The sequence below is a fragment of the Brenneria corticis genome (genome assembly GCF_003115855.1).
GTDB classification, from domain to species: Bacteria; Pseudomonadota; Gammaproteobacteria; order Enterobacterales; family Enterobacteriaceae; genus Brenneria; species Brenneria corticis.
This window is the reverse complement of record NZ_KZ819073.1, coordinates 197,206-209,238: the sequence shown is the minus strand read 5'-3', so window position 1 is coordinate 209,238 and position 12,033 is coordinate 197,206. Positions and strand designations below refer to the sequence as shown.

Below are 12,033 nucleotides of genomic sequence, written 5' to 3'. Positions count from 1 at the left end.
TGTTATGATGCCCGCGACAGCGGGCATCACATTTCTTGGCGGTTCAGGTTTCCGCCGAGGCTTCCCGCGTCTGGCGCACCACGTTGCTGTAGTAAAACAGCGTCTGCTGCAGGGTCTCCAGCGTCACCGGCTTGGATAGACAATTATCCATGCCCGACTGTAAACAGCGCTGCCTCTCTTCCGCCAGCGCATTCGCGGTAACGCCGATCACCGGGAAAGTCCGCTTTAATTCGCGTAAGCGTTGCGTTAAGCGGTAACCATCCATATTCGGCATATTGACGTCCGTCAGCACGATATCAACGGTGTTTTTACTTAATACGCTTAACGCATCAACGCCATCATTCGCCGTCAGCGCCATATATCCCAGCGATCCGAGCTGGTCCGCCAGCAAACGGCGGTTGATCGGATGGTCGTCCACCACCAGAATCATGATGTCGCCATTCTCGATACGGCCATAGTTGGTCAACGGCGACGACAGGGCGGAATGCGATGCGTCGCTCGCATCCGGGAGGTAAATTTTCTCCAGCAAATCAGGTAAATATTGCGGCGTCGAGGTGCTGTGCAACCAGCGGCCGGGGCTGACTTCCTGCGCCGAGCCGGTATGTGCGCCGCTCATCACGATATACGCCCGCGCCTCGAACGTTTGCGAAGGCGTATAATCGCTGATGATCACATCATCAGCGCCGATCGTCTGGCGCTGATAACGACAGGCCTGCAACCCGTGCGCCTGTAAAAAAGCCAGCAGATAGGACTCCAGCCGGACATTGCGCACCATCAGCCAGCACATTTTTCCCTGCAAAGCGCCATTAATCGCCACCGGAACATAGCGCGCCTTATAGAGGGGGATCCTGACGCCAAACTGGCTGCCCAGCCCCGGCTCCGACTCGATGGTAATATCGCCGTCCATCAGGTTGACCAGCTTCTCGCAGATGGCCAGCCCCAGCCCGGTTCCCTGGAAATGACGCTGCACGCCGCTTCCCGCCTGAAAAAAAGGATCAAACAGTTTCATCGTTTCACGAGCCGGGATCCCCATACCGGTATCGCGCACCAAAAACTCCAGATAGCCGTCGCGACAGCCCACCTGGAAAATAATGCATCCGGTATCGGTAAATTTGATGGCGTTGCTCAACAGATTGGAGAGCACCTGCTGTAAACGCACCGGATCGCCGGACAGGCTCACCGGCACATTCGGGTCGATAAAGCAGTACAGCGACAGGCGTTTTTTCACCACCAGCGGCAAATAGTTACTGGTGATATGGCTGATAACCTCATGCGGGGCGAAATCACAGGGTTCGATTTTCAACTGCTCCGATTCAATCTTGGAAAAGTCGAGGATATCGCTGATGATTTTCAGCAGCAGCGAGGATGAATTGTTCATCGCCGCCACCAGACGGTTCGCATCCTTGGGCAACGCTTTGGTTTGCAATAAGTCCAGGTTACCGATAATGCCATACAACGGCGTGCGCAATTCGTGGCTCACCGTGGCCAGAAACATCGATTTGGACTGGCTCGCCTGCTCCGCGGCGTTGGCCATCTCCTGTAGCGACTCTTCCATTTTGACCCGGGCGCTGACATCCAGCAGCACGCAAATCGCCACGTTCTCATTACGATAGCGGGAGTGGACAAAGCTGATTTGCAGGTGATCGTTCCTGCTGGTCATCACATCGACGAATTTGGATTGCTGCTCGCAGATAATGCGGGTAATCCGCAGGCGATCCTCATGGGTAAGCAGATTGAGATAATTATGCGCCAGCTCATTACTGAGAATATTCGTGCCGTCATTAATCCGCAGAATACAAATCCCTACCGGGGCGGAGGCCACAATTTTGCGGTTGAACTGTTCGTTTTCTTCTAATTGAAACGCATTGACTTCGGCGGGCAACAGCATTTTGCGCTCAAAAATCCACGCCAGCACAAACAGCAGGATGGCCGACAGCGCGTTGAGCAGCGCCATATTCATTATCAGCCCGCCGATATGGGACAGTAACACCTTTAACGGCAGCGAATAAATAATGCTGAACGCGGTGGGCGGCAGGTTTTTTTTCAGAATAATTTCATCATAGCCGTTCACATAACCAAAGTAATTATGCTCTATCGGATAGCTGTTCACCGAAGAAGCGTGACGCCCTCCCCCTTCGGCAAACTGCAAAACGGTCTGGTTATACTGATTGAGCAGCTTGGCGTTTATCGGGAATTTTCCCAGGGTCACGAAGTCATCAAGGCGGATGGTCTGTTCAATCCCCATGATCACTTCCAGCTTATTATCGACGTAAATCGGCGTCAGCGCGTACAGATAACCGACGTCCGGAATTGAGGCCGGGGTAATCCAGTAGACGGTTTCATCCCGCGCCACCGACTGGACGGCATTCTTCTGCTCCAGAAAACGATCCTGCACGTTTTTCAGCAGGTTATCACGGTCGAGCGCCTGATTGCGGATGCCGAAATCAACCATACAGCGCCGATCGCCGCCGACGAAAAAGACCCGGTTAAGATCGTACACCGCGGAAAAGTTTTCGCGCCAGCCATTAAAAAAATCATTTAACGACGCCAGGGGATTATTATTTTCCCCCTCGTCAACCGAGCAATTCGCTCCCGGCGATAAAGGATAAATAGATAAGGCCGCATCTTCGCTTGTCTGCCGGGGTTGATTGCCCTCGACGTTCATCAGGCGGTTGGCGGCTAAATATTTAAGCTCGCGCACAATATCGGCCGCATGGCGAATATATCCCTGAGACTGATCGAAGCTCAGATTGTATTCCTGCCGCAGCTCCGACTCTTTTTCATTCAGCGCCTTGCTGATATAAAAAAGCGATATCAGCGCGCCAAGCACCCACAGCATAGTCGCCAGCACCCGAAATAAATAACGGGAAACTTTTAATGTCGTATGGAACGAGGCCAGATATTTCAAGTGGATACCATTGCATTGTCAAAGAGGTAATGACCCGAGGGACCTGTCGATACACTACCGATACCGCATAAAAAAAGCCAGCGCATCACGCGCCGGCTCAGTGTCGTCATCCCCGCCTGGGCGGGGCGCCGTGACCAATAACCCGATACCCCGGATTATTCATCATCTTCCACGATGTCGTCATCGGTATCGATATCGTCGGCGACGTCTTCGTCTTCGGCAATTTCACCCTCGACTTTCACCACGTCATCCAACTCTTCATCTTCCACCGGTTCGGCGACACGTTGCAGACCGACCACGTTTTCATCTTCCGCCGTGCGGATCAGCGTAACGCCCTGAGTATTACGCCCGACGATACTGACTTCGGAAACGCGGGTACGAACCAGCGTGCCCGCATCGGTAATCATCATGATCTGGTCGACGGTATCCACCTGTACCGCGCCGACAACGTTGCCGTTGCGCTCGCTCACCTTGATGGAGATAACCCCCTTGGTGGCGCGGGATTTGGTCGGATACTCGCTGACGGCGGTGCGTTTGCCGAAGCCGTTCTGCGTCACCGTCAGAATGTCGCCGTCGCCGCGTGGAATAATCAGCGACACCACCCGATCCTCGCCTTGCAGATTGATGCCGCGCACCCCGGTGGCCGTACGGCCCATGGAGCGAACCGCCCCTTCGGAGAAGCGCACCACCTTGCCATCCGCCGAGAACAGCATCACTTCGTTGCCGCCGTCGGTCAGATCCACGCCGATCAGTTCATCGCCGTCGTTGAGATTAACGGCGATAATACCGGCGCTGCGCGGACGGCTGAATTCGGTCAGCGCGGTTTTCTTCACCGTACCGCTGGCGGTGGCCATAAAGACATGGCGCCCTTCTTCATATTCCCGCACCGGCAGGATCGCCGTGATACGCTCGTTCGGCTCCAGCGGCAGCAGGTTGACGATGGGCCGGCCGCGCGCTCCGCGACTGGCTTCCGGCAGTTGATAAACCTTCATCCAATACAGGCGGCCGCGGCTGGAGAAGCACAGGATGGTATCGTGGGTATTGGCGACCAGCAGACGATCGATAAAATCCTCTTCCTTGATACGCGCCGCTGATTTACCGCGTCCGCCGCGGCGCTGCGCTTCATAGTCGCTCAGCGGCTGATACTTGACGTAGCCCTGATGCGACAAGGTCACCACCACGTCTTCCTGAGAGATCAGGTCTTCAATATTGATATCGGCGGTATTGTGGGTGATCTCGGTGCGGCGTTCGTCGCTGTATTGCGCCTTGATGGCCTCCAGCTCTTCGCGGATCACTTCCATCAGCCGTTCCGGGCTCGCCAGGATATAAAGCAGCTCGGCAATCTGCGCCAGCAACTCTTTATATTCGTCCAGCAGCTTTTCATGCTCCAGGCCGGTCAGTTTCTGCAAACGCAGATCCAGAATCGCCTGCGCCTGCTGCTCGGTCAGATAATAGCGACCGTCGCGGATGCCGAACTCCGGCTCCAGCCATTCAGGGCGCGCGGCATCGTCGCCCGCACGCTCCAGCATCGCCGCAACCGTACCCAGTTCCCATGATTGGGCGATCAATCCGGCTTTTGCCTCCGCCGGGGACTGCGCGCGGCGGATCAGTTCGATAATGGGATCGATATTCGCCAGCGCAATCGCCAGCCCTTCCAGAATGTGCGCCCGGTCGCGGGCTTTACGCAGTTCGAAAATAGTCCGGCGGGTGACCACTTCGCGGCGATGGCGGATAAAGGCGGAAAGAATATCTTTCAGCGGCATGATCTTCGGCTGGCCCTGATGCAGCGCCACCATATTGATGCCGAAAGAGGTTTGCAGCTGGGTCTGGGAATACAGATTGTTCAGCACCACCTCGCCCACCGCATCGCGCTTGATCTCGATAACGATGCGCATACCGTCTTTATCGGACTCGTCGCGCAGCGCGCTGATGCCCTCAATACGCTTGTCTTTCACCAGTTCGGCGATTTTTTCAATCAGGCGCGCTTTGTTCACCTGATACGGAATTTCATGCACGATAATGGTTTCACGCCCGGTTTTGGCGTCGGCCTCCACTTCGGCGCGCGCGCGAATATAAATCTTGCCGCGCCCGGTGCGGTAGGCTTCCTCGATACCGCGTTTGCCATTGATAATGGCGGCGGTCGGGAAGTCCGGTCCTTTGATATGCACCATCAAGCCTTCAAGGCTGATGTTTTCGTCGTCGATATACGCCAGACAGCCGTTCACCACTTCCGTCAGGTTATGGGGCGGAATATTGGTGGCCATCCCGACCGCGATACCGGAAGACCCGTTAACCAACAGGTTGGGTATGCGGGTCGGCATAACGTCGGGAATCTGCTCCGTGCCGTCATAGTTCGGCACAAAATCAACGGTGTCTTTTTCCAGATCGGCCAACAGTTCATGGGCGATTTTCGCCATGCGGACTTCGGTATAACGCATCGCCGCGGCGGAGTCGCCGTCAATCGAACCAAAGTTGCCCTGTCCGTCGACCAGCATATAGCGCAGCGAAAAAGGCTGCGCCATACGCACAATGGTATCGTACACGGCGGTATCGCCATGCGGGTGATATTTACCGATCACGTCCCCGACCACGCGGGCTGATTTTTTATACGCTTTGTTCCAGTCGTTGCCCAGTACGCTCATCGCGTACAGTACGCGGCGGTGTACCGGTTTTAGTCCATCACGAACATCTGGTAACGCACGCCCGACAATAACGGACATGGCATAGTCCAGATACGAGCTTTTCAGCTCTTCTTCAATGTTGACCGGTGTGATTTCTCTGGCAAGGTCGCTCATGGAGCCGCTATCCCTCTATTTATGCATCTACCCGAGTTCAAAAGGTGAAAAAGTATATCACAAAGCGCGGTTTCGGGGGAAACTCCCCCGCCTCCTGATAAAGGAGAGGCGTTTTAGGCGCGGGGCGGGAAATTCGATGACGGCTACAACATTACGAGCGCTGACGATATACTCGCGTAAGATGAAAATAACCAAAGGTCGTAATTGCAGATGAATGCAGAAAATCAAACCCCGAACGTCGACCAGCAGGAAATTGCCAAATTTGAAGCCATTGCTTCACGCTGGTGGGATCTGGAAGGGGAATTCAAACCGTTGCACCGCATCAACCCGCTGCGACTGGGCTATATAGCGCAGCGCGCCGACGGCCTGTTCGGCAAGAAAGTGCTGGACGTGGGCTGCGGCGGAGGCATTCTGGCCGAAAGCATGGCGCGGGAAGGCGCCGACGTCACCGGACTGGATATGGGAGCCGAGCCCTTGCAGGTGGCCCGTTTACACGCGCTGGAAAGCGGCATGGCGGTGAATTACATTCAGGAAACCGTCGAGGCGCACGCCCAGGCGCACAGCGGCGAATATGATGTGGTGACCTGTATGGAAATGCTGGAGCACGTTCCCGACCCGCAGTCGGTGGTGCGCGCCTGCGCGAATCTGGTCAAGCCGGGGGGGGACGTGTTCTTCTCCACCATTAACCGTAACGCCAAGGCCTGGCTAATGGCGGTGGTCGGCGCCGAATATATCCTGAAGATGCTGCCGCGCGGCACCCATGACGTTAAAAAATTCATCCGCCCGGCCGAGCTGATTGAGTGGGTCGACGCCACCCCGCTGCGCGAAAAACATATCACCGGATTACACTACAACCCGCTGACCGACCGCTTTAAGCTCGGCCCCAATGTGGACGTGAATTATATGCTGCACACCCGGCGCGAAGCCTAATGCCGTTCTGAATACGCCGATGATGAACAGGCTGATTGGTGAGTAAGGTAAACTGTCCGGGCTCGGAAAGACAGTTTACCTGCTAGGCTTGGGTCAGATAAACAACGCCGGCGAGATCCCAAAACGTTGCGACAGTTTGCGAATATGCTCGGTGGTAAGCTGCCGTTCACCTTTCAGAATGCGGGATACCAGAGATTTGCTGCCGATCTCATCAGGGAAATCCTGTTGTTTCAGATGGTATTGTTCCATCAGCGTGCTCAGAACGGCGATGCCGGACGGCAACGCCGCCACGTGTTTACGAAACTCAGCCACTTCCGGCAGATTGTTTTCATATTCGGCGATTTTGACGCAGACCATATCCAGCAGCGGGCTCGATGGATCGTGCATCAGGAGATGTTCCACCAACGCCAGGGCGTCGCGGTAGTCTTTTTCGCTGGTGCTTCCCGCCAGCAGCGGCACAGCGGCTTTCAGTTCTTCAGTGGCTTTCAGCGCATCAGCGATCATTTCTTTTCCCCCGGCGTAAAGCCGTGTACCGATCATATTCAGCATGGGTCATTACTTCGCGAACGTAAAACTTCTGTCCGGCAAAGAATATCAGCGCAATAACCCGCAATTCGTTCCCGGCCACGTTAATGACGTAGTGTTTATCCAGGTATTTAAAGTTATCCAGTGACGGATAAACTTTCTTTAATTCGTCCGGCGTAGGGAAGTTCCCTTTCTCTATTACCCTTCCCAGCTTCATCAGATCCTCAGCATATTGCGGGAAGCGACGAGAGGCTTCGACAATGGTTTTCATTGAAATAAGGTGCATATCCATTCACCATAATTGCCAAGTTGGCAACATTATAGCCCACCGCGCCGCAGTTGCCAAACTGGCAACCAGCAGCTTGATAATCAGACGATTCCGAGTATCATTAGCGTTTTCATGATTTGATCAAGATGACGATTTTCGTCGCGAACAAGAAAGCGGCAAGCGATCAAATATTTATTTTTTTATCCCCACGCATTGACAATGCCAGAGGCCGCTAGCGAACCGGCATTTAGCGAATCAATAACATTTCCTACCCAAGTTATCCACAATTTACCCCGTTTTTGCTCACTTGCAATAACCGGTTTTTATCATTATCTTGTTATCAAATTAAACCCACCCCCCTACATATTGTGTTTACAGCGAATGAAAGGTACTACCGTGCCTGGCGTTTCGTTTTGTGCAGCGCAGTCAATACGGGGTTAAAAAAACGGATAGGTGTTACTTCCCATGAACCAGAGCCTGCTAGTAACCAAACGCGATGGCAGTAAAGAAAGAATCAATCTGGATAAAATCCACCGAGTCATTACCTGGGCCGCGGAAGGATTGCATAACGTCTCTGTTTCTCAGGTGGAACTGCGCTCCCATATCCAGTTTTATGACGGTATCCGCACCGCGGACATTCATGAAACCATCATTAAGGCGGCCGCCGATCTGATCTCCCGTGAAAGCCCCGACTACCAGTATCTGGCGGCGCGTCTGGCTATCTTCCACCTGCGCAAAAAAGCCTACGGCCAGTTTGAGCCGCCCGCGCTGCTGGATCACGTCAGAAAAATGGTCGACATGGGCAAATACGACGAGCATCTGCTGGACGACTACAGCGCGGAAGAGTTCGCCGCGATGGACGGCTTTATCGACCACTGGCGCGATATGAACTTCTCTTACGCCGCCGTCAAGCAGTTGGAAGGGAAATATCTGGTGCAGAACCGCGTCAGCGGCGATATCTACGAAAGCGCCCAGTTCCTGTACATCCTGGTCGCCGCCTGCCTGTTCTCCGGCTATCCGCGCGAAACCCGGCTGGATTACGTCAAACGCTTCTACGACGCCATCTCCACCTTCAAAATCTCGCTGCCGACGCCGATCATGTCCGGCGTGCGTACGCCGACCCGCCAGTTCAGCTCCTGCGTGCTGATCGAGTGCGGCGATAGCCTGGATTCCATCAACGCCACCTCCAGCGCCATTGTAAAATACGTTTCCCAGCGCGCAGGCATCGGCATCAACGCCGGGCGCATCCGCGCGCTGGGCAGCCCGATCCGCGGCGGCGAAGCCTTCCATACCGGCTGTATTCCTTTCTATAAGCATTTCCAGACCGCCGTCAAATCCTGCTCCCAGGGCGGCGTGCGCGGCGGCGCGGCGACGCTGTTCTACCCGCTGTGGCATCTGGAGGTCGAAAGCCTGCTGGTGCTGAAAAACAACCGCGGCGTGGAAGGCAACCGCGTGCGCCATCTCGACTACGGCGTGCAGCTTAACAAGCTGATGTACCAGCGGCTGGTCAAAGGCGGAGATATCACCCTGTTCAGCCCGTCGGACGTGCCGGGGCTGTACGACGCGTTTTTCGCCGATCAGGACGAGTTCGAACGTCTGTACGTGCAATACGAGCAGGACGACAGCATCCGCAAGCAGCGTATCAAGGCGGTCGAGCTGTTCTCGCTGATGATGCAGGAACGCGCCTCCACCGGCCGTATCTATATTCAGAACGTGGATCACTGCAACACACACAGCCCGTTCGACGCGCAGATTGCGCCGGTGCGCCAGTCCAACCTGTGCCTGGAAATCGCGCTGCCGACCAAGCCGCTGAACGACGTGAATGACGACAACGGCGAAATCGCCCTGTGTACGCTCTCCGCGTTCAACCTCGGCGCCATCGACAGCCTGGACGATCTGGAAGAGCTGGCGACGCTGGCGGTACGCGCGCTGGACGCCCTGCTGGATTATCAGGACTACCCGATCCCCGCCGCCGAACGCGGCGCCATGGGCCGCCGCACGCTGGGCATCGGCGTTATCAACTTCGCCTACTATCTGGCGAAAAACGGCGTGCGCTACTCCGACGGCAGCGCCAACAACCTGACGCACAGAACGTTCGAAGCCATTCAGTATTATCTGCTGAAAGCCTCCAACGTGCTGGCGCGCGAGCAAGGCGCCTGCCCGTGGTTCAACGAAACCACCTATTCCCAGGGGGTGTTGCCCATCGACACCTACAAGCGCGATCTTGACGCGATTTGCAGCGAACCGCTGCACTATGACTGGGAAACGCTGCGTCATGAGATTAAGGAGTTCGGCCTGCGCAACTCCACGCTCTCCGCGCTGATGCCGTCCGAGACCTCTTCGCAGATCTCCAACGCCACCAACGGCATTGAGCCGCCGCGCGGACACATCAGCGTGAAGGCGTCCAAAGACGGCATTCTGCGCCAGGTGGTGCCGGAGTATGAAACGCTGAAAGACGCTTACGAACTGCTGTGGGAAATGCCGAACAATGACGGCTATCTGCAACTGGTCGGCCTGATGCAGAAATTCGTCGATCAGGCGATTTCGTCCAATACCAACTACGATCCGTCGCGTTTCCCGTCGGGAAAAGTGCCGATGAAGCAACTACTGAAAGATTTGCTGACGGCGTATAAATTCGGCGTTAAAACGCTCTACTACCAGAACACCCGCGACGGCGCGGAAGACGCGCAGGACGACCTGTCGACGCAGCCGCAGGACGACGGTTGCGAAGGCGGCGCCTGCAAGATTTAAGCCTTTCCCCCTCACATCCTCCCCCCTATCAGGGGGAGGCGCTAAACGCCCTCCCCTGCGAAAGGGAGGGTTGGGGGGGGTTGATTCAGGCGCCCCAGGCTGCTGCGCAGCTTCTGCGTTTTTTATCGCGGGCAATCCCTGCAACCACGCTTTGTGGGCCGCCGCAAGCGGCGTTAAAAAATGCTCCCGGCATTTTTTTATGGCGGGCTATCCTGCCCGCCCCTACGGCCGCCGCAAGCGGCGTTAAAAAATGCTCCCGGCATTTTTTTAGGAGAAAACAATGGCCTATACCACATTTTCACAGAATAAAAACGACCAGCTACTCGAACCCATGTTCTTCGGTCAATCGGTTAACGTTGCCCGTTTCGATCAGCAAAAATACGAAATCTTTGAAAAGCTGATCGAAAAACAGCTTTCCTTCTTCTGGCGCCCGGAAGAGGTGGACGTTTCCCGCGATCGCATCGACTATCAGGCGCTGCCTGAGCATGAGAAACACATTTTCATCAGCAACCTGAAATACCAGACGCTGCTGGATTCGATTCAGGGCCGCAGCCCCAACGTGGCGCTGCTGCCGCTGATCTCCATCCCGGAACTGGAAACCTGGGTGGAAACCTGGGCGTTTTCCGAAACCATCCACTCGCGCTCCTACACCCATATTATCCGCAACATTGTCAACGACCCGTCGGTGGTGTTTGACGACATCGTGACCAATGAAGAGATCCTCAAGCGCGCCAAGGACATCTCCGGCTACTACGATTCGCTTATCGAAATGACCAGCTACTACCACCTGCTGGGCGAAGGCACTCATCAGGTGAACGGCAAAACCGTTACCGTTAATCTGTATGAGCTGAAAAAGAAACTCTATCTGTGCCTGATGAGCGTCAACGCGCTGGAAGCGATCCGTTTCTATGTCAGTTTTGCCTGCTCATTCGCCTTCGCCGAACGCGAACTGATGGAAGGCAACGCCAAAATCATCAAGCTGATCGCCCGCGACGAAGCGCTGCACCTGACGGGCACCCAGCATATGCTGAACCTGATGCGAGCCGGCCACGACGACCCTGACATGGCTAAAATCGCCGTGGAATGTCAGCAGGAATGCTATGACCTGTTCGTGCTCGCCGCCCAGCAGGAAAAAGAGTGGGCCGACTATCTGTTCCGCGACGGCTCCATGATCGGCCTGAACAAAGAGATCCTGTGTCAGTACGTTGAATACATCACCAATATCCGTATGCAGGCGGTGGGCCTGGCGCGGCCGTTCGAAACGCGCACCAACCCGATTCCGTGGATCAACGCCTGGCTGGTGTCCGATAACGTCCAGGTCGCGCCGCAGGAAGTGGAGGTCAGCTCTTATCTGGTGGGTCAGATTGATTCCGAAATGAATGCCGACGACCTGAGTGATTTTCAGCTTTAATCGCCATGAATAACGCCACCATCACCCTGCGCGCCTCAGGTGCGCAGCTGACCTGCGCGGACGCGGGCAATTCATTGCTGGATGTGCTCGAGTCCCATCAGGTGAGCGTCGAATACCAGTGCCGCTCCGGGTACTGCGGCTCCTGCCGCCTGCGCCTGCTGAAAGGCCAAGTCGCCTACCGCCAGACGCCGCTGGCCTGCATTCAGCAGGGAGAAATCCTGCCCTGCTGCTGCATGCCCGTTAATGATATTGAATTGGATATGTGAGCCCGGAAGTGAACGACCTTCAGCGTTTACCAGGGCTTTTTGGCAAATTTCCATAATAAAATAAAAACGACCACGATTCCCACACCAGTAATATAGTGCCAGTGGTCAGGGAAAAAGCTTACGGAAAAAATGGCAATCGCTATTATTGCAATAACGGGAAGGAACTCGAAGCACAAATC

General features: G+C 55.3%; 8 protein-coding genes. 4 read left to right on the top strand and 4 right to left on the bottom strand.

What is annotated here, in order from left to right:
- Positions 1-43: 43 nt before the first annotated feature.
- Together rcsC and gyrA are read right to left on the bottom strand one after the other, a co-directional pair.
- Complete coding sequence (gene rcsC, locus DDT56_RS04450) at positions 44-2,908, bottom strand: two-component system sensor histidine kinase RcsC (RefSeq protein ID WP_136165298.1); 2,865 nt, start codon at positions 2,906-2,908, stop codon at positions 44-46.
- A 155-nt stretch (positions 2,909-3,063) separates the two neighbouring features.
- Entirely contained in the window at positions 3,064-5,703 is a 2,640-nt protein-coding gene (gene gyrA, locus DDT56_RS04445) for a DNA topoisomerase (ATP-hydrolyzing) subunit A (protein ID WP_136165297.1), read from the bottom strand.
- Positions 5,704-5,913: 210 nt separating this feature from the next.
- Between gyrA and ubiG the strand changes: the two genes are divergently transcribed.
- Complete coding sequence (ubiG, locus tag DDT56_RS04440; RefSeq protein ID WP_136165296.1) at positions 5,914-6,633, top strand: bifunctional 2-polyprenyl-6-hydroxyphenol methylase/3-demethylubiquinol 3-O-methyltransferase UbiG; 720 nt, start codon at positions 5,914-5,916, stop codon at positions 6,631-6,633.
- 93 nt (positions 6,634-6,726) lie between these two features.
- Here ubiG and DDT56_RS04435 read toward each other — a convergent pair whose 3' ends face one another.
- Together DDT56_RS04435 and DDT56_RS04430 are read right to left on the bottom strand one after the other, a co-directional pair.
- Positions 6,727-7,137, bottom strand: coding sequence for a helix-turn-helix domain-containing protein (locus tag DDT56_RS04435; protein ID WP_136165295.1), 411 nt, complete (start codon positions 7,135-7,137; stop codon positions 6,727-6,729).
- Positions 7,127-7,444, bottom strand: coding sequence for a type II toxin-antitoxin system HigB family toxin (locus tag DDT56_RS04430; protein ID WP_136165294.1), 318 nt, complete (start codon positions 7,442-7,444; stop codon positions 7,127-7,129). Before DDT56_RS04430 ends, DDT56_RS04435 begins: the two co-directional genes overlap by 11 nt.
- Positions 7,445-7,891: 447 nt before the next feature.
- On the opposite strand from DDT56_RS04430, the gene nrdA reads away from it, so the two are divergent.
- From nrdA to yfaE, 3 genes are all read left to right on the top strand, one after another.
- The gene (gene nrdA, locus DDT56_RS04425; protein WP_136165293.1) at positions 7,892-10,177 is read left to right on the top strand and encodes a class 1a ribonucleoside-diphosphate reductase subunit alpha; all 2,286 of its coding nucleotides are present in this window, start codon (positions 7,892-7,894) and stop codon (positions 10,175-10,177) included.
- Positions 10,178-10,457: 280 nt separating this feature from the next.
- On the top strand, positions 10,458-11,588 hold the full coding sequence (gene nrdB, locus DDT56_RS04420) for a class Ia ribonucleoside-diphosphate reductase subunit beta (RefSeq protein WP_136165292.1): 1,131 nt from the start codon (positions 10,458-10,460) through the stop codon (positions 11,586-11,588).
- A gap of 5 nt (positions 11,589-11,593) precedes the next feature.
- Positions 11,594-11,854 (top strand): class I ribonucleotide reductase maintenance protein YfaE, encoded by a 261-nt coding sequence (gene yfaE / locus DDT56_RS04415; protein WP_136165291.1) that lies wholly within the window; start codon positions 11,594-11,596, stop codon positions 11,852-11,854.
- The last annotated feature ends 179 nt before the right edge of the window (positions 11,855-12,033 follow it).